This window comes from Pseudomonas sp. S30 (assembly GCF_016518545.1).
Lineage (GTDB): Bacteria > Pseudomonadota > Gammaproteobacteria > Pseudomonadales > Pseudomonadaceae > Aquipseudomonas.
Genome location: NZ_JACVTO010000008.1, coordinates 187,608 through 205,485, shown reverse-complemented (window position 1 = coordinate 205,485; position 17,878 = coordinate 187,608). Strand labels below are relative to the sequence as shown.

16 protein-coding genes are annotated in these 17,878 nt (G+C 64.9%); 11 read left to right on the top strand and 5 right to left on the bottom strand.

The features are described from left to right. The first annotated feature begins 123 nt into the window (after positions 1-123). The 5 genes from IAE34_RS11750 (at position 124) to IAE34_RS11730 (ending at position 5,529) form a co-directional block, all read left to right on the top strand. On the top strand, positions 124-1,032 hold the full coding sequence (locus IAE34_RS11750; protein ID WP_200139124.1) for a carbohydrate ABC transporter permease: 909 nt from the start codon (positions 124-126) through the stop codon (positions 1,030-1,032). Next, complete coding sequence (locus tag IAE34_RS11745; RefSeq protein ID WP_200139123.1) at positions 1,025-1,870, top strand: carbohydrate ABC transporter permease; 846 nt, start codon at positions 1,025-1,027, stop codon at positions 1,868-1,870. Before IAE34_RS11750 ends, IAE34_RS11745 begins: the two co-directional genes overlap by 8 nt. 3 nt (positions 1,871-1,873) lie before the next feature. Further along, the gene (locus IAE34_RS11740; protein ID WP_200139122.1) at positions 1,874-3,028 is read left to right on the top strand and encodes an ABC transporter ATP-binding protein; all 1,155 of its coding nucleotides are present in this window, start codon (positions 1,874-1,876) and stop codon (positions 3,026-3,028) included. Between the two features lie 65 nt (positions 3,029-3,093). Next, on the top strand, positions 3,094-4,413 hold the full coding sequence (locus tag IAE34_RS11735) for a carbohydrate porin (protein ID WP_233631106.1): 1,320 nt from the start codon (positions 3,094-3,096) through the stop codon (positions 4,411-4,413). Between the two features lie 261 nt (positions 4,414-4,674). Next, the gene (locus IAE34_RS11730; protein WP_200139120.1) at positions 4,675-5,529 is read left to right on the top strand and encodes a D-hexose-6-phosphate mutarotase; all 855 of its coding nucleotides are present in this window, start codon (positions 4,675-4,677) and stop codon (positions 5,527-5,529) included. Here the strand turns inward: IAE34_RS11730 and hexR are convergent. Beyond that, a complete protein-coding gene (gene hexR / locus IAE34_RS11725) occupies positions 5,522-6,385 on the bottom strand; it encodes a DNA-binding transcriptional regulator HexR (protein WP_200139156.1) in 864 nt (287 codons plus the stop codon). The genes IAE34_RS11730 and hexR overlap by 8 nt on opposite strands. A 210-nt stretch (positions 6,386-6,595) precedes the next feature. On the opposite strand from hexR, the gene zwf reads away from it, so the two are divergent. Genes zwf through IAE34_RS11710 form a run of 3 tightly spaced genes read left to right on the top strand, consistent with a single transcriptional unit; the run spans position 6,596 to position 9,457 of the window. Continuing rightward, entirely contained in the window at positions 6,596-8,065 is a 1,470-nt protein-coding gene (gene zwf, locus IAE34_RS11720) for a glucose-6-phosphate dehydrogenase (RefSeq protein ID WP_200139119.1), read from the top strand. Continuing rightward, positions 8,052-8,765: a 6-phosphogluconolactonase gene (gene pgl / locus IAE34_RS11715; protein WP_200139118.1), complete on the top strand. Its 714-nt coding sequence runs from the start codon at positions 8,052-8,054 to the stop codon at positions 8,763-8,765. Before zwf ends, pgl begins: the two co-directional genes overlap by 14 nt. A 17-nt stretch (positions 8,766-8,782) precedes the next feature. Beyond that, a complete protein-coding gene (locus IAE34_RS11710; RefSeq protein WP_200139117.1) occupies positions 8,783-9,457 on the top strand; it encodes a bifunctional 4-hydroxy-2-oxoglutarate aldolase/2-dehydro-3-deoxy-phosphogluconate aldolase in 675 nt (224 codons plus the stop codon). 119 nt (positions 9,458-9,576) lie between these two features. Here the strand turns inward: IAE34_RS11710 and leuA are convergent, their stop codons facing one another. From leuA to IAE34_RS11690, 4 genes are all read right to left on the bottom strand, one after another. Next, positions 9,577-11,250, bottom strand: coding sequence for a 2-isopropylmalate synthase (gene leuA, locus IAE34_RS11705; RefSeq protein WP_200139116.1), 1,674 nt, complete (start codon positions 11,248-11,250; stop codon positions 9,577-9,579). Between the two features lie 376 nt (positions 11,251-11,626). After that, positions 11,627-12,454 (bottom strand): M23 family metallopeptidase, encoded by an 828-nt coding sequence (locus IAE34_RS11700; protein WP_200139115.1) that lies wholly within the window; start codon positions 12,452-12,454, stop codon positions 11,627-11,629. A gap of 3 nt (positions 12,455-12,457) precedes the next feature. Next, a complete protein-coding gene (gene xseA, locus IAE34_RS11695) occupies positions 12,458-13,837 on the bottom strand; it encodes an exodeoxyribonuclease VII large subunit (RefSeq protein WP_200139114.1) in 1,380 nt (459 codons plus the stop codon). Positions 13,838-13,932: 95 nt separating this feature from the next. After that, positions 13,933-14,811, bottom strand: coding sequence for a LysR substrate-binding domain-containing protein (locus IAE34_RS11690; RefSeq protein WP_200139113.1), 879 nt, complete (start codon positions 14,809-14,811; stop codon positions 13,933-13,935). 100 nt (positions 14,812-14,911) lie between these two features. Here IAE34_RS11690 and IAE34_RS11685 point away from each other — a divergent pair, with 100 nt between their 5' ends. The 3 genes from IAE34_RS11685 to guaB all read left to right on the top strand — a co-directional run bounded on the left by IAE34_RS11685 (position 14,912) and on the right by guaB (position 17,843). Further along, positions 14,912-15,667, top strand: coding sequence for a sulfite exporter TauE/SafE family protein (locus tag IAE34_RS11685; protein ID WP_200139112.1), 756 nt, complete (start codon positions 14,912-14,914; stop codon positions 15,665-15,667). A gap of 55 nt (positions 15,668-15,722) precedes the next feature. Beyond that, positions 15,723-16,280, top strand: a complete 558-nt coding sequence (locus IAE34_RS11680) for a sugar ABC transporter ATPase (RefSeq protein ID WP_200139111.1) — start codon at positions 15,723-15,725, stop codon at positions 16,278-16,280. A gap of 93 nt (positions 16,281-16,373) precedes the next feature. After that, a complete protein-coding gene (gene guaB / locus IAE34_RS11675) occupies positions 16,374-17,843 on the top strand; it encodes an IMP dehydrogenase (protein WP_200139110.1) in 1,470 nt (489 codons plus the stop codon). The last annotated feature ends 35 nt before the right edge of the window (positions 17,844-17,878 follow it).

Sequence of the window (17,878 nt, the reverse complement as noted above, 5' to 3'; positions counted from 1 at the left end):
ACTCGCTAGACGAGTGACAGCCCTGCAGGCGCGGCGACTCGGCGGGTCCATCGACCCACGGTGACCGCACTTGGCCGCCGCGCCTGCATGGGTCGTGCTTTCCTTCTTCTGGGTAACTCAGTCATGACCACGACCACCGCCCGCCTGCGGGCCTCACCCCTGGACGCGCTGCAGCGCTGGCTGCCCAAGCTGGTGCTGGCGCCGAGCATGTTCATCGTGCTGGTGGGCTTCTACGGCTACATCCTGTGGACTTTCGTCCTGTCGTTCACCACCTCCACCTTCCTCCCCACCTACAAGTGGGCAGGGCTGGCCCAGTACATGCGTCTGTACGACAACGACCGCTGGTGGGTGGCGAGCAAGAACCTGCTGGTCTTCGGTGGCCTGTTCATCGGCGTGACCCTGGTGATCGGCGTGCTGCTGGCGATCTTCCTCGACCAACGCATCCGCCGCGAGGGCGTGATCCGCACCATTTACCTGTACCCCATGGCGCTGTCGATGATCGTCACCGGTACCGCCTGGAAGTGGCTGCTCAACCCTGGCATGGGGCTGGACAAGCTGCTGCGCGACTGGGGCTGGGACGGCTTTCGCTTCGACTGGCTGATCGACCCCGATCGCGTGGTCTACTGCCTGGTCATCGCCGCCGTGTGGCAGGCCTCGGGCTTCATCATGGCGATGTTCCTCGCCGGGCTTCGCGGCGTCGACCCGTCGATCATCCGCGCCGCGCAGATCGATGGCGCCAGCCTGCCGCGCATCTATTGGAGCGTGGTACTGCCCAGCCTGCGTCCGGTGTTCTTCAGTTCGCTGATGATCCTCTCGCACATCGCCATCAAGAGCTTCGACCTGGTGGCGGCGATGACCGCAGGCGGCCCTGGCTATTCCTCCGACCTGCCAGCGATGTTCATGTATTCGTTCACCTTCAGCCGCGGGCAGATGGGCATGGGCTCGGCCAGTGCGATCCTCATGCTCGGGGCGATCCTGGCGATTCTCGTGCCTTACCTGTATTCCGAGCTCAGGAGCAAGCGCCATGACTGATGTCGTCGCCAAACCCGGCCTGAGCCTGAGCCGGCTGGCCATCCACGCGGTGCTGCTGCTGGCGGTGCTGATGTACCTGGTGCCGTTGGTGGTCATGCTGTTGACCAGCTTCAAGACCCCGGAAGACATCGGCACCGGCAACCTGCTGAGCTGGCCACAGGTGTTCACCACCATCGGCTGGAGCAAGGCCTGGGCCACGGTCAACGGCTATTTCCTCAACTCGGTGCTGATCACCGTGCCCGCAGTGCTGATTTCCACCGCGATCGGTGCGCTGAATGGCTACGTGCTGTCGATGTGGCGCTTTCGGGGCTCGCAGCTGTTCTTCGGCCTGTTGCTGTTCGGCTGCTTCCTGCCGTTCCAGACCGTCCTGCTGCCCGCCTCGTTCACCCTCGGCAAGCTGGGCCTGGCCAGCACCACCTCGGGGCTGGTGCTGGTGCATGTGGTCTACGGCCTGGCCTTCACCACGCTGTTCTTCCGCAACTACTACGTGAGCATTCCCGAGGCGCTGGTCAAGGCGGCGCGTCTGGATGGCGCAGGGTTCTTCACCATCTTCCGGCGCATCATCCTGCCGATGTCCACGCCGATCATCATGGTCTGCCTGATCTGGCAGTTCACTCAGATCTGGAACGACTTCCTGTTCGGCGTGGTGTTCTCCAGCGGCGACTCGCAACCGATCACCGTGGCCCTGAACAACCTGGTCAACACCAGCACCGGTGCCAAGGAATACAACGTCGACATGGCTGCCGCGATGATCGCCGCGCTGCCGACGCTGGTGGTTTATGTGGTGGCGGGCAAGTATTTCGTGCGCGGTCTGACCGCCGGCGCAGTCAAGGGGTAAGTCATGGCAACGCTCGAACTTCGCAATGTAAACAAGACCTACGGCAGCGGCCTGCCGGACACCCTCAAGGACATCCAGCTGGCCATCGGCGATGGCGAATTCCTGATCCTGGTCGGCCCTTCCGGCTGCGGCAAGTCCACCTTGATGAACTGCATCGCCGGCCTGGAGCAGATCACCGGCGGTGCGATCCTGATCGACGGCCAGGACGTCAGCGGCATGAGCCCGAAGGATCGCGACATCGCCATGGTGTTCCAGTCCTACGCCCTGTATCCGACCATGAGCGTGCGGGAGAACATCGAGTTCGGCCTGAAGATCCGCAAGATGCCCCAGGCGGGGATCGACGAAGAGGTCGCGCGGGTGGCCAAGCTGCTGCAGATCGAGCACCTGCTGTCGCGCAAGCCCAGCCAGCTCTCGGGCGGCCAGCAGCAACGCGTGGCCATGGGCCGGGCGCTGGCGCGGCGACCGAAGATCTACCTGTTCGACGAGCCGCTGTCCAACCTCGACGCCAAGCTGCGGGTGGAGATGCGCACCGAAATGAAACTGATGCACCAGCGCCTGAAGACCACCACGGTGTACGTGACCCACGACCAGATCGAGGCCATGACCCTGGGCGACAAGGTCGCGGTGATGAAGGACGGCATCATCCAGCAGTTCGGTACGCCGCAGCAGATCTACAACGATCCGGCCAACCTGTTCGTCGCCAGCTTCATCGGTTCGCCGCCGATGAACTTCATTCCGGTGCGCATCGTGCGCGAGGACGGTCGCCTGTGTGCCTGGCTCGATAGCGGCCAGGGCCGCTGCGAACTGCCGCTGGGCGCCCTTGACCCGGCCTTGGAAGGGCGTGAGGTGATCCTTGGCGTGCGTCCCGAGCAGATCGCCCTGGGCGCAGCCGAAGGCAACGGGCTGCCTGCCGTGCGCGCCGAGGTGCAGGTGCTCGAGCCTACCGGTCCCGACCTGCTGGTGTTCGCCACCCTCAACCAGACCAAGGTCTGCTGCCGACTGGCGCCGGATGTCGCCTGCCGCGTCGGCGACAGCCTCAACCTGCAGTTCGACCCGGCGCGGGTCCTGCTGTTCGACGCCGACAGCGGCGAGCGCCTGGATCTGCGCCTGGCCGATTCGTCCTTCAAGGACAACGTGGCACGTTTCAAGGGACGTTGAAGCAAGCAACCCATCGATAACAAGAAAAGAGGAACCAACGGATGGAACATCGTAGAAACATCAGGATGCTCGGGTCGCTGACCCTGCTGGCGTTGTTCGGCAGCACCGGAGCACACGCGGCCGAGGCCTTCTCCAGCGAGTCGAAATGGATGACCGGCGACTGGGGCGGCACCCGCACCGAGTTGCTGGACAAGGGCTATGACTTCACCGTCGACTACGTCGGCGAAGTGGCCGGCAACCTGCGCGGGGGCTACAACCACGACCGCACCGCCCGCTACAGCGATCAGTTCGCCCTGGGCGCGCACCTGGACCTGCAGAAGATCCTGGGCTGGCACGACGCCGAGTTCAAGCTGGCGATCACCGAACGTAGCGGTCGCAACCTGTCCAACGATCGCATCAGCGATCCGCGTGCCGGGCAGTTCAGCTCGGTGCAGGAGGTCTGGGGCCGCGGCCAGACCTGGCGGCTGACGCAGATGTGGGTCAAGCAGAAGTACTTCGACGGCGCGCTGGACGTGAAATTCGGCCGCTACGGGCCGGGCGAGGACTTCAACAGCTTCCCGTGCGACTTCCAGAACCTGGCGTTCTGCGGCTCCCAGGTGGGCAACTGGGTGGGCGGCATCTGGTACAACTGGCCGGTGAGCCAGTGGGCACTGCGGGTCAAGTACAACGTCACGCCGGAATTCTTCGTCCAGGTGGGCGCCTACGAGCAGAACCCCTCCAACCTGGAGACCGGTAACGGCTTCAAGCTCAGCGGCAGCGGCACCAAGGGCGCGATCCTGCCGGTGGAGCTGGTCTGGCAGCCCAAGGTCAACGGCCTGCCGGGCGAATACCGCCTGGGCTACTACTACAGCACCGCCGATGCCACCGACGTGTACAAGGACGTCAATGGTAATGCCCAAGGCATTTCCGGCACCGACTTCAAGTCCCATTCCAGCAAACATGGCTGGTGGGTCGTGGCCCAGCAGCAAGTCACCGCACACAACGGCGATGCCAGTCGCGGCCTGGACCTGTTCGCCAACTTCACCGTGCACGACAAGGCCACCAACGTGGTCGACAACTACCAGCAGGTGGGCATGGTCTACAAAGGCGCCTTCGACTCGCGGCCCAAGGACGACATCGGCTTCGGCATCGCTCGCATCCATGTCAACGACGACGTGAAGAAGCGCGCCGAGCAGATCAATGCCTTCAACGGCATCGACAACTACGACAATCCGGCCTTCCTGCCGCTGCAACGCACCGAATACAACGCCGAGCTGTACTATGGCTTCCACGTCACCAACTGGCTGACCGTGCGACCTAACCTGCAGTACATCAAGAGCCCCGGCGCCGTGGACGAGGTCGACAACGCGCTGGTGGCGGGCCTGAAGATTCAGTCGTCATTCTAGGGTTTGTATGAAAAGTCGCCGAGCGGCGATCAGACAAGGCGAAAACAGGCGAGGAAGCGGAGTTTGCTGGCTGCAAATGAGCATTCCGAGCCTGTTTTCAACGCAGAATGATCGTCGCGCAGGCACTTTTCGTACAAAGCCTAGGAACGATTGTTGTAAATTTACGCCACCGCATCCCCACCCCCGACATCCACTGCCTGGCAGTGGATGTTTTTCCGGGTCAAAGATAGCGCTGTCTCAACAACAAGAGTTTTCTGAAAAATGTCCGAGCATCCGCTTCAACGCTTCTTCACCTCGCAACGGCCGCGGCCGGTTTTCGAGTGGGAGCGGCACCAGCAGCGTGATGTCCTGATCATCGACCATCCTCGCTGCCAGGCCGTGTTCAGCCGCCAGGGCGCGCAGTTGCTGCACTTTCAGCCGACCGGTGAAAAGCCCTGGCTGTGGTGCGCCGAGCAGTGGCCGCAGGTCGGCGCGATCCGTGGCGGCGTGCCGGTGTGCTGGCCCTGGTATGGCCGTCACCCCAGCGAAGACTTGTGGCCGGCCCATGGCTGGGGTCGGTTGCTGGACTGGAAGTTGCTGGACAGCCGCGAGGACGAGGAGGGCGTCCGGCTCACCTGGCGCCTCGACCTGTGCGACTGGCAGGTGGACTTGCACGCTCGACTGGGCGCGAGCATGGAGCTGAGCCTGAGCACCGAACACCAGGACAGCCAGCCCTGCCAGTTGAGCCACGCGCTGCTGGCGTTCTGGCGCATCAGTGATGTCTCGAAGATCGCGCTGTCAGGCCTCGAAGACATCCAGGGCTATGATCGACTCAACCGCCAGGCCTGCCGGGAGCAGGGTGCGCTCACCCTCAAGGGCGGCTGCCAGAAGGTCTACCCAGGGACGCCGAAGGTGCAGCTGCACGACCAGGCCTGGGAGCGCGAGCTGTACATCGACACCAGCGACAGCGACGACACCGTGGTCTGGCATCCGGGCAATCGACCGCTGATGGGCGTGAGCGGACGCGAAAGCCAGGGTTTCGTCTGCGTGGAGGCGGCCAGCGGCAGTGGCCAGAGCCTGAGCCTGGCGCCAGGGCAACGCGCCCGCTTGCGCTTGCAGGCCCATCGGCTCAACTGAGGTCGGTGTCCTGGGCCGGGTAGCGGCTGGCGTTGAGGCTTTCCTTGATCTTGCGCAAGTGGGGCTGGAAGTCCGAGCCGCGGCGCAAGGTCATGCCGGTGGCCAGAACGTCCAGCACCGTCAACTGGATGATGCGCGAGGTCATGGGCATGTAGATGTCGGTGTCTTCCGGCAAGGGCAGGTGCAGGCTCATGCTGCACGCCTTGGCCAACGGCGAGCCGGCGGCCGTGATGCCCAGCACCGAGGCGCCGTTCTCCCGGGCCTGGCGGGCCACTTCGACCAGTTCGCGGGTGCGCCCGGTGTAGGAAATGATCACGAACAGGTCGCCGGTGTGCGCCACCGAGGCCAGCATGCGTTGCATGAGCACGTCCGGATGGGCCGACACGGCCAGGTTGAACCGGAAGAACTTGTGCTGGGCATCCATGGCCACGGGCGCCGAGGCGCCCAGGCCGAAGAAATGGATCTGCCGGGCCTGGATCATCATGTCCACGGCGCGGCTGACCTGCTGCGGGTCGATCTGCTGGCAGGCACTGTCGAGGGAAGCGATGGCGCTGGCGAAGATCTTCTGGGTGTAGGCGGCTGGATCGTCGTCGGCTTCCACCGCGCGGCTGACGTAGGCAGCGCCACTGGCCAGGCTCTGTGCCAGTTGCAGCTTCAACTCGGGGTAGCCGCTGACGCCGAACGAGCGGCAGAAGCGATTGACGGTCGGCTCGCTGACCTTGGCCGCCTGGGCCAGGGCGGCGATGCTGAAGCGGGTGGCCTGCTGGGGATTGAGCAGGATGACCTCGGCCACTTTGCGCTCGGCCTTGTTCAACTCGTCGAGGCGTCCCTGGATCTGTTCCAGGAGGTTTCGCACACGGTCCATGGGATGTCCTTGGTCGGAAACTCGGCCGGCTGCGGGAACAGCGGGCATGGTGCAGGGGTTGTCTATCGTACTGGGGGCGAGTTTGTCATACCACTCGCCCCATGTGTGAGGGGGTAATGTTGTTGTTTTTACTACATCCTTCTTGAAATGTATGGCTGAAAACGGTATTCCTACGTCCACTTTAATAAAAGAACCAACATCATGGCTGCTATCAGTGTAGAACCTTGCACTTTCGCCCTGTTCGGCGCCCTTGGCGACCTGGCGCTGCGCAAGCTGTTTCCTGCCCTCTACCAGCTCGATCGAGCCGGCCTGCTACATGCCGATACGCGCCTGCTGGCCTTGGCCCGCGAGCCGGGCAGCGCCGACGATCACCTGGCTACCATCGAATCGCAGCTGCGCCGCTTCGTGCCCGATGCCGACATCGAACCGGCGGTGCTCGAGCGCTTCGTCCAACGCCTGACCTACCTGCACCTGGACTTCGTCCAGCCCGAAGGCTACACGACGCTGGCCCAGCATGTGGCCGAAGGCCTGCCGCTGATCGCCTACTTCGCCACGGCGGCTGCGGTGTACGGCGCCATCTGCGAAAACCTCGACAAGGCCGGCCTGGCCGGACGTACCCGGGTGGTGCTGGAGAAGCCCATCGGCCACGACCTGGAGTCTTCCCGCCGCGTCAACGACGCCGTGGCGCGGTTCTTTCCGGAAAGTCGCGTCTATCGCATCGACCACTACCTGGGCAAGGAGACGGTGCAGAACCTGATCGCCCTGCGTTTCGCCAACAGTCTGTTCGAGACTCAGTGGAACCAGAATTCCATTTCCCACGTGGAGATCACCGTCGCCGAGAAGGTCGGTATCGAGGGGCGTTGGGGCTATTTCGACAAGGCTGGCCAGCTGCGCGACATGATCCAGAATCATCTGCTGCAACTGCTGTGTCTGATCGCCATGGACCCCCCGAGCGATCTTTCCGCCGACAGCATCCGTGACGAGAAGGTCAAGGTGCTCAAGGCCCTGGCGCCGATCACCGGCGATGGTCTCAGCACGCGGGTGGTACGCGGCCAGTACATCGCCGGCTACAGCGACGGCAAACCGGTGCCGGGCTACCTGGAAGAAGACAACGCCAACGCCCAGAGCGATGCCGAGACCTTCGTCGCCCTGCGCGCCGACATCCGCAACTGGCGCTGGTCCGGCGTGCCGTTCTATCTGCGCACCGGCAAGCGCATGCCGCAGAAGCTGTCGCAGATCGTCATCCACTTCAAGGAAACGCCGCACTACATCTTCGCACCGGAGCAGCGCCTGCAGGTCGGCAACAAGCTGATCATCCGCTTGCAGCCGGATGAAGGCATTTCCCTGCGGGTGATGACCAAGGAGCAAGGGTTGGACAAGGGCATGCACCTGCGCAGCGGCCCGCTTCAACTGAATTTTTCCGACACCTGGCGCAGTGCGAGGATTCCGGATGCCTACGAGCGCCTGCTGCTCGAAGTGATGCGTGGCAACCAGAACCTGTTCGTGCGCAAGGACGAGATCGAGTATGCCTGGACCTGGTGCGACCAGTTGATCGCCGGCTGGAAGAACGCCGGCGATGCGCCCAAGCCCTATGCGGCCGGTTCCTGGGGCCCGATGAGCTCGATTGCACTGATCACTCGCGATGGGAGAGCCTGGTATGGCGATATCTGAACTGCCACTGCCGACGAACGTCACGCTTCATGAATCGACCGACAGCAAGCGCCTGGCCGCGACCCTGGCCGCTGATGTCGCCGAACGCCTGCGCGCGGCGCTGGCCGAGAAGGGCCGGGCCTGCCTGGTGGTCTCCGGTGGCCGCAGCCCGGTCGTCTTCCTCGAACAACTGTCCGCGCAGGTGCTGGACTGGTCGCAGGTCACCGTGTCGCTGGCCGATGAACGCTGGGTGCCGGTCGAACATGCCGACAGCAATGCCGGTCTGCTGGCTCGCCACCTGCTAAAGGGGCCGGCTGCCAAGGCTCGCCTGCTCGGGCTCTACCAGCGGGCCGAGACCCTCGAAGCTGCTGCGCAGGCCGCCGATCAGGCCCTGGCGGATCTGCCGCCCATCGATGTCCTGGTGCTGGGCATGGGCGACGACGGGCATACCGCGTCGCTGTTCCCAGGCAGCCCGAACCTGGCCGAAGGCCTCGACCCCGAAAGCACCCGTCGCTGTCTGGCGATGCTGGCGCCGAGCGTGCCGCACCAGCGCCTTTCGATGTCCCGCGCGCTGCTGTCCAGCGCCGCCTTTACCGCGCTGTCGGTGCAGGGCCCTGGCAAACTCGCCGCCCTGCGCGCTGCGCTGGCCGCCGATGATGCGACCCAGATGCCGATTCGCGCCTTTCTTCACGACCCCCTGGACCTCTACTGGTGTCCATGAGCCAAGGATTCACTGTCATGACCACGCTTGAACGCCCCCAACCGCTGCGCTCCATGGCCGAGAAGGCCACCCGCATCGATGAAATCTGCGCACGGGCACGCATCCTTCCGGTGATCACCATCGCTCGCGAGCAGGACATCCTGCCGCTGGCCGATGCCCTGGCCGCCGGCGGGATCCGCACCCTGGAGGTGACCTTGCGCTCCGAACACGGGCTCCAGGCGATTCGCGTCCTGCGCGAGCAGCGTCCGGAGCTGTGCATCGGCGCGGGCACCGTACTCGACCCGGCGATGTTCGCGGCCGTCGAGGCGGCGGGTGCCCAGTTCGTGGTCACCCCCGGCATCACCGCCGACGTACTCCAGGCCGGTGTGCGCAGTGACATTCCGCTGCTGCCTGGCATCAGCACGCCGTCGGAAATCATGGCCGGCTATGCCCTGGGCTACCGCCGCTTCAAGCTGTTCCCGGCGGAAGTGGTGGGCGGGATCGCCGCGATCAAGGCCTATGGTGGCCCGTTCGGCGACATTCGTTTCTGCCCTACCGGCGGCGTGAATCCTGGCAACGCGCGCAACTACATGGCGCTGCCCAACGTGATGTGCGTGGGAGGCACCTGGATGCTCGACAGCAGCTGGGTCAAGAATGGCGACTGGGCGCGGATCGAGGCGTGCAGCGCCGAGGCCATGGCCCTGCTGGGCTGATACCGCTTTCGTTGTGTGCTGCACGGCTTGTGGGGCGCTTGGTCGGCGCCCCTTTTTTTCGCCTGTCAGAAACGAAAAAGCCCGCATCCAGAGATGCGGGCTTGGCTTCACCGTGACGCTCAGGCCGCTTTGGCGGTCTGCTGGCTCAGTGAGCGGTTCAGAGCACTGAACAGCGCCTTGAAGCTGGCCGTGGTGATGTTTTCATCGATGCCCACGCCATGCACCGGACGGCCACCCGCCACACGCAGTTCGATGTAGGCTGCCGCCTTGGCGTTGGTGCCAGCGCCAATGGCGTGCTCGTTGTAGTCCATGATCTCCACTGCGACGGGCAGGCCGGCCACCAGCGCCTCGAGGGCGCCGTTGCCCTTGCCGCGCCAGTGCAGGGTGGTTTCGCCTTCACCGGCAACTTCCACTTCCACGGCGCTGCTGCCGTTCTCTTCCTGCAGGCGATGGCTGACCAGCGCGTACGGCGCGTTGGCTTGCAGGTACTCCTTGTGCAGCAGGCTGTAGATCTGCTGGGCGGTCATTTCCAGGCCCAGGCGGTCGGTCTCGCCCTGCACCACCTGGCTGAACTCGATCTGCATGCGGCGCGGCAGGCTGATGCCGTACTCCTGCTCCAGCAGATAGGTGATACCGCCCTTGCCGGACTGGCTGTTGACGCGAATGACCGCCTCGTAGCTGCGGCCGATGTCGGCTGGATCGATCGGCAGATAGGGTACTTCCCACAGTTCGCCGTCCTTCTGTTGGGCGAAGCCCTTGCGGATCGCATCCTGGTGCGAGCCGGAGAAGGCGGTGTGCACCAAATCGCCGACATAAGGGTGACGCGGGTGTACCGGCAGTTGGTTGCACTCCTCCACCACCTTGCGCACGCCATCGATGTCGGAGAAGTCCAGCTGCGGATCGATGCCCTGGGTATAAAGGTTCAGCGCCAGGGTCACCAGGTCGACGTTGCCGGTGCGCTCGCCGTTGCCGAACAGGCAGCCTTCGGCACGGTCGGCACCGGCCATCAGACCCAGTTCGGTAGCGGCGATGCCGGTGCCCCGGTCGTTGTGGGTGTGCAGACTGATGATCACGCTGTCGCGACGGCTGACGTTGCGGCAGAACCATTCGATCTGGTCGGCGTAGACGTTGGGCGTGGCCACTTCGACGGTCGCTGGCAGGTTGAGGATGATCTTGTGCGCGGGCGTCGGGTTCCACACTGCGATCACGGCGTCGCACACTTCCTTGGCGAACTCCATTTCCGTGGCGCTGAAGGTCTCAGGGGAGTACTGGAAGGTCCACTGGGTGTCCGGCTGCTGCGCAGCGTACTTGACGAACAGCTTGGCCGCATTCACGGCGATGTCCTTGACGCCCTGCTTGTCCTGGTTGAAGACGATGCGGCGGAACGACGGACAGGTGGCGTTGTACAGGTGGACGATGGCCTTCTTGGCACCGCGCAGCGATTCGAAGGTGCGCTCGATGAGGTCTTCGCGGGCCTGGGTGAGCACCTGGATGGTGGTGTCCTCAGGAATGTGGCCGTCTTCGATCAGTGTGCGCACGAAGTCGAAGTCGGTCTGCGAAGCCGATGGGAAGGCCGCTTCGATCTCCTTGACGCCAACCTGCACCAGGGTCTTCCAGAAGCGCAGCTTCTTTTCCGCATCCATCGGCTCGATCAGCGACTGGTTACCGTCGCGCAGGTCGGAGCTGCACCAGATCGGCGCCTGGGTGATTGCCTTGGAAGGCCAGGTGCGGTCCGGGAGGTCGATGGTGGGGAAGGCGCGGTATTTCTTGGAAGGGTCTTTGAGCATGGTCATTGGAGCAATCCTTTAGAGGTGCGGCCTGATCGGGCCTGTCAAGCGATGACGAGACGAAGCGGCGGGGCGATGCGATTCACCCGGGTAGTCGTGCGCTGACCAGGCAAAGGCTGCGGTGTTGACGAAGCAGAATGAGGACGGTGGCGGTTTTCATGGGATCAACCCTAACCAGTGGACCGAAGGTTGGCAAGCGGCCGAAAAAAATTGAGATAAATGCTCAAATAAACCGTGCTATTGAGATTTTATGGCTCAATGACGAGCACATATTCTAGATTGTTGCGCGGTATTTTTCTGTGGCGCAACGACTGACCGTGGCGGTCAGTGGCTGCCATCGCCATTGCACCCGCTCCACAGGCTGCTGCGTTTCCAAGGCGTTTCAGGGCTGGAATGCGCCGATGAAGATCGCCGGATCCACACGGGCATCATTCAGGCTCACGTTCCAGTGCATGTGCGGGCCCGTCGCACGGCCGGTCGAGCCGACCCGTCCGACCACATCCCCTCGACGCAGCATCTGGCCGGGCTTCACGTCCACCTTGGACATGTGGCAGAACATGCTGATGAAGCCCTGGCCGTGGTCGACGAACACCGTGCGGCCATTGAAGAAGTAGTCGCCGACCAGTATCACCTTGCCATTGGCCGGGGTCTTGATCGGCGTCCCGGCAGGGACGGCGAAGTCCAGCCCGGCATGGGGGTTGCGCTCCTCGCCGTTGAAGAAGCGGCGCACGCCGAACTTGCTCGACAGCGGGCCATTGACCGGCTTGTCGAGGATCAGGTTGCTCGGTGTGACAGGGCTGAAGCTGCGATAGGCCTTGATCTGCTCGGCGAGCTCGCGGTCGATGCGTTCGAGATCCTGCGGTTCGGGATTGACCTGGCGTGTGTTCTTCAAGGTGATGCGCTGTTCCGGGTAGCGCTTGCTGCCGACGTCGAACGTCAGGGTGCGCGTACCCTGGCTCAGGCTGGCCGGGCCAGGTTTCTGGGTCAGGGGGATGCCGACGATGGCCAGCCAGCGATCCTGCTCGCGCACCACCAGCACCGGCTTGCCGTCGAAGCGCGCGCTCGGGGCGCTGCTGGCCGGGCCGAGATCGACCACCGCGACGCCGCCGGGCACCGGCTTGTTCAGGGCGCGGGTGATGTAGCTGGCCTGCGCGGTGCTGGACAGCATCAGGGCGCAGAGGGCGAGCAGGGGAGCGAGCAGGCGAGTCATGGATCAGTCCAATAGCGAAAGGGTGACCGGAGTCTGGTGATTGTCTTCCACCCGCACCTGCAGCTCGCCTTCGGCCAGGCGGGCAGTGAGGCGCTGGCCGTTGCGGGTCTGCGCGGCGCTGCGAATCGCCTGGCCCCGCTCGTCGAGCAGGATGCTGTAGCCGCGGGCGAGGGTGGCCAGCGGGCTGACGATCTGCAGCGTCTGTACATGCGCCTGCAAGCGCTGCCGGCGGTCCTTGAGCACGCCCTGCATGGCTCGCGGCAGGCGCTCGGCCAGGTTGTCCAGGCGTTGGCCGAGCAACGCCAGGGTGCGTCCGGGGTGTTGCGCGGTCAGGCGTGTGTCCAGGCGGCCCAGGCGCTGCTGACGCTGGTTCAGGTCGAGCATGAAGGCGCGGCGCAGGCGCATGTCCAGGTCGTCCAGGCGCTGGGCTTGCTGGCGCAGGCGCTCGCGGGGGTGACGCAGGCGTCGGGTGAGGCCGTCCAGGCGCAGGCGCTCGTGACTCAACCGTGCCTGCACGCGCAGCAGCAGGCGGCGCTGCAGGCTGTCCAGGCGTTGCAGCAGGCCGCTGCTGTCCGGTGCCAGCAGCTCGGCGGCGGCAGACGGGGTGGGTGCACGCACGTCGGCGACGAAGTCGCTGATCGACACATCGGTCTCGTGCCCCACGGCACTGACGATGGGCGTCACGCACGCGGCGATGGCCCGCGCCACCGGTTCTTCGTTGAAGCACCACAGGTCTTCCAGCGAGCCACCCCCGCGGGCCAGGATCAGCGCGTCGAAGCCGAGGCTGTCGGCCCGTTGCAGCGCGCGCACGATCTGGCCGATGGCTTCGCGGCCCTGGACGGCGGTAGGGATCAGGTTGAGTTCGACCTGAGGGGCACGACGGCCGAACACGCTGATGATGTCGCGGATCACCGCGCCCGTGGGCGAGGTGACGATGCCGATGCGCCGGGGATGGGCGGGCAGCGCGCGCTTGGCCTCGGCGGCGAACAGGCCTTCGGCGCCGAGCTTCTCCTTCAGCGCCTCGAAGGCCAGGCGCAGCGCGCCGTCGCCGGCCGGCTCGACGCTGTCGAGGATCAGCTGGTAGTCGCCGCGCCCCTCGAACAGCGACACCTTGCCACGGACCTTGACCGCCAGGCCGTCACGCAGGGCCTGGCGAACCCGGGCGGCATTCTGTCGGAACAGCGCGCAACGCACCTGGGCGCCGCTGTCCTTGAGGGTGAAGTACAGGTGGCCGGAGGCCGGGCGGGCAAGGTTGGAAATCTCGCCTTTCACCCAGACGCTGCGAAACACGTCTTCGAGTAGCACGCGGGCGCGGCCATTGAGTTGGCTGACGGTGAGGATTTCGCGGTCCAGGCCGAGTCGTTCGAAAGGGTCTCTGATCATGCCGGGCATCATAAAGGACAATCCGCGCGCTTGTCTGTGTCAGGCGCTTTCGCGACGTCGAGGCTGCCGGCATCCTGGATGTGAGTGGGGAGGGCTCACCCACTCATCGCGGTCAGCAAATGCCGCTCCAGGATCCCGGCGTCGCGCCGGCTGGCGAGTGCCACACTGCTCTGGCAGTTTTCCACGAGGGGAATGAATCGCACGGTAGACGGAGCGATTTCGCGCATGCTCGCCGGCAGCAGCGCTACGCCAAGACCTGCCTGGATCAACTGCAACTGCGTGGTCTTGCGCGAGACGATTTGCGCTGCGCGGGGAAAGAAACCGGCGGCCAGGCACACCGAAGCCGACAGGTAACTCAGCCCGCCACGGTCGCGGTGGGGAATCGACACGAAAGGTTGCGTCTTCAGTGCCCGCACGCTCACCTCGCTCGCTCCCGCCAGTTCATGACCGGCGGCGACCGCCAGCAGCAGCGGCTCGTCGAACAGCGTCAACAGGGTCACGTCCGGGTGCTGGCGCAGCACCGGCAGGCGCAGCAGGCCCAGATCCAGCCGGCCGTCGGCGATGTCCTGCAACTGCGCCTCCGACGATTGCTGGGCGATGTCCAGCGTCACGTCGGGGTTGCCACGCACGTAGCCGCCGAGGCGCTCCAGCAGCACGCCGGTCAGGGGCACGGTACTGGAATGGTTCAGGCGCAGGCGGCCACGCAGACCCTGGCCGACTTCCGAGGCCAGGCGCTCGGCTTTTTCCAGGTCGCCGAGCACTTGCCGGGCGCGTCCCAGGAACACCTCACCAGCCGCCGTGAGCCTGGGCTGGCGAGCGGTGCGCTCGAGCAGCGCGGTGCCGAGTTGCTGCTCCAGCTCCTTGATTTGCCGGCTGAGCGCCGATTGAGCGATGTACAGTCGCTGGGCTGCCGCAGTGAAGCTGCCGCTGTCGGCGATTTCCACGAAGTAACGCAACTGGCGCAGGGACGTCATCCTTGATATGCCTTTTCAAGATGGCTCATGGGGTCATCGCATATTAGTCGGTATGACTAGCGCAGGGCTAACCTGTGCATGTCTTCCCAGGAATAGCGCCATGCTCGCTCAACTTCCGTACGCCACGCTGGAGTGGCTGCCCATTGTGCTGGCCATCGGCGCCGCCTATGTGGTCTTCGGCATCGCCGGCTTCGGCACCGCACTGGTGGCAGGGCCGGTATTGATTCATTTCATGCCGCTGTCGCGGATCATCCCCTTGCTGGTGCTGCTGGACTTCATCGCGGCGCTGGGCAACCTGCTGCCGTCGCGACGTGATGTGGTCCGTGGCGAACTGCTGCGCCTGCTACCGTGCATGGCGCTTGGCTGCACACTGGGCGTGGCGTTCCTGCTGAACCTGAAGTCGGAGCTGCTGCTGTTGCTGATGGGCCTGTTCGTGACGTCCTACGCGCTGTACAGCCTGCTGGTGAAGGCGCGCCCGCAGCGCCTGGGGGCGGGCTGGGCGGTGCCGATGGGGACGGTGGGCGGGGTGTTCGGCGCCCTGTTCGGCAGCGGCGGGTTTCTCTACGCGCTCTACCTCAGCGCTCGGCTACCGACCAAGGAGCAGGTGCGCGCCACCCAGAGTGCGCTGATCAGCTGCAGCACCGTGGTGCGCCTGTCGTTGCTGGCGATTGCCGGCGTCTATGCCGACAGCAGCCTGTCATGGCTGGCGCTCAGCCTGCTGCCGGTGATGTTCGCCGGCCTGTGGCTGGGCCGGCGCCTGAGCCTGCGGTTGTCGCGCGAGACCTTCGTGCGCCTGGTCACCTGGCTGGTGCTGTTCAGCGGCCTGGCGCTGATCGGCCGCTACCTCGGCGGCTGAGCAGGCGGTAGACTGACGCCCTTGTCGCAGTCGCCGTCTTCAGGTCCGTTCATTCATGTCCAGCCAGAGCATCATCGTTCCCAAACAGTCCACCGTCCCGTTTCACGAAGCGCGCGCCCGGGCGATCCTGCGCTGGCTGGTGCGCGAGAAAGTGGTGCAGGAAGCGCTGAGCACCTGTGGACGTACCGGCAATCGCATGGGCTACGCGCTGGGCGAAGGGGCGCGCCGGGTGGCGCTGCGACCCGAGCTGCTGCCGTTCGGCGAGCCGGTCAATGGCCTGGAGGTGATGCTCAAGCGCTGCATCTACACCCCCACCAACGGCTTCCTGGAAGAGGCGGGCTGCCCGCAGTGTCGCCGTGAGGTCGGCGAGCCGTTGTTCGAGAGCCTTGAAGAGTGGATGCCTGCGCTCAGCGACAATTTCACCTGCCCGCTGTGCGGCTTCGAAGACGACATCAACGGGTTTCTCTACCTGCAACCCTGCGCCTTCTCCAACCTGGGGTTCATCTTCAACAACTGGGGCGATGCCGGCTTCACCCAGGCGTTTCTCGACAGCTTCGCCGACTGGCTGGACCAGCCGGTGGCGGTGGTGCGCGTCGAGCACGTCGGCGGCTGAGTCGCGAGGGCGCCGTGCAGCTGCCCATTGAGCCCCGGCCGCTGCATGAGTATAATGGCGCGCTTCCATTTTTCCCGCCCGGGAGCCCCCGCGATGCTGCGTATCAGCCAAGAAGCCCTGACCTTCGACGATATCCTCCTTGTACCTGGCTACTCCGAGGTACTGCCCAATGAGGTCAGCCTCAAGACCCGTTTGACCCGTGGCATCGAGCTGAACATCCCGCTGGTTTCCGCCGCCATGGACACCGTCACCGAAGCGCGCCTGGCCATCGCCATGGCCCAGGAAGGCGGCATCGGCATCATCCACAAGAACATGACCATCGAACAGCAGGCCGGCGAAGTGCGTAAGGTCAAGAAGTTCGAGGCTGGCGTGGTCAAGGACCCCATCACCATCGACGCCGACGCCACCGTGCGCGACCTGTTCGACCTGACCCGCCTGAACAACATCTCCGGTGTTCCGGTGCTGGAAAACGGCGACCTGGTGGGCATCGTCACCTCCCGCGACGTCCGTTTCGAAACGCGCCTGGAGGCCAAGGTGCGCGACGTGATGACCCCCAAGGAACGTCTGGTCACCGTGCGCGAAGGCGCCGACAAGAACGAAGTCCGTGAACTGCTGCACAAGCATCGCCTGGAAAAGGTCCTGATCGTCGACGACAAGTTCGCGCTCAAGGGCATGATGACCGTCAAGGACATCGAGAAGGCCAAGGCCTACCCGCTGGCCAGCAAGGACGACCAGGGTCGTCTGCGCGTCGGTGCCGCGGTCGGTACCGGCAAGGACACCGGTGAGCGCGTCGCCGCGCTGGTCGCGGCCGGCGTCGATGTGGTGGTGGTGGACACCGCCCACGGCCATTCCAAGGGCGTGATCGAGCGCGTGCGCTCGGTCAAGCAGACCTACCCGCAGGTACAGGTGATCGGCGGCAACATCGCCACCGGCGCGGCGGCCAAGGCCCTGGCCGAAGCCGGCGCCGATGCGGTCAAGGTCGGCATCGGCCCGGGCTCGATCTGCACCACCCGCATCGTCGCCGGTGTCGGCGTGCCGCAGATCAGCGCCATCGCCAACGTCGCCGCCGCCCTGCAAGGCACTGGCGTGCCACTGATCGCCGACGGCGGTATCCGTTTCTCCGGTGACCTGTCCAAGGCCATCGTCGCCGGCGCCTCGTGCGTCATGATGGGTTCGATGTTCGCCGGTACCGAAGAGGCGCCAGGGGAAGTCGAACTGTTCCAGGGTCGCTCCTACAAGGCCTACCGCGGCATGGGCTCGCTGGGCGCCATGGCTCAGGCCCAGGGCTCCTCGGACCGCTATTTCCAGGACTCCTCGGCCGGCGCCGAGAAGCTGGTGCCCGAAGGCATCGAAGGCCGCGTGCCCTATAAAGGCGCCCTGGCCGCGATCATCCACCAACTGATGGGTGGCCTGCGCTCGTCCATGGGCTACACCGGCAGCGCGACCATCGAAGAGATGCGCACCAAGCCCGAGTTCGTGCGCATCACCGGCGCCGGCATGGCTGAATCCCATGTCCACGACGTGCAGATCACCAAGGAAGCGCCGAACTACCGCGTCGGCTGAGGCGCAGGTTCTGGCGCTATGCTCCAAACGATGGC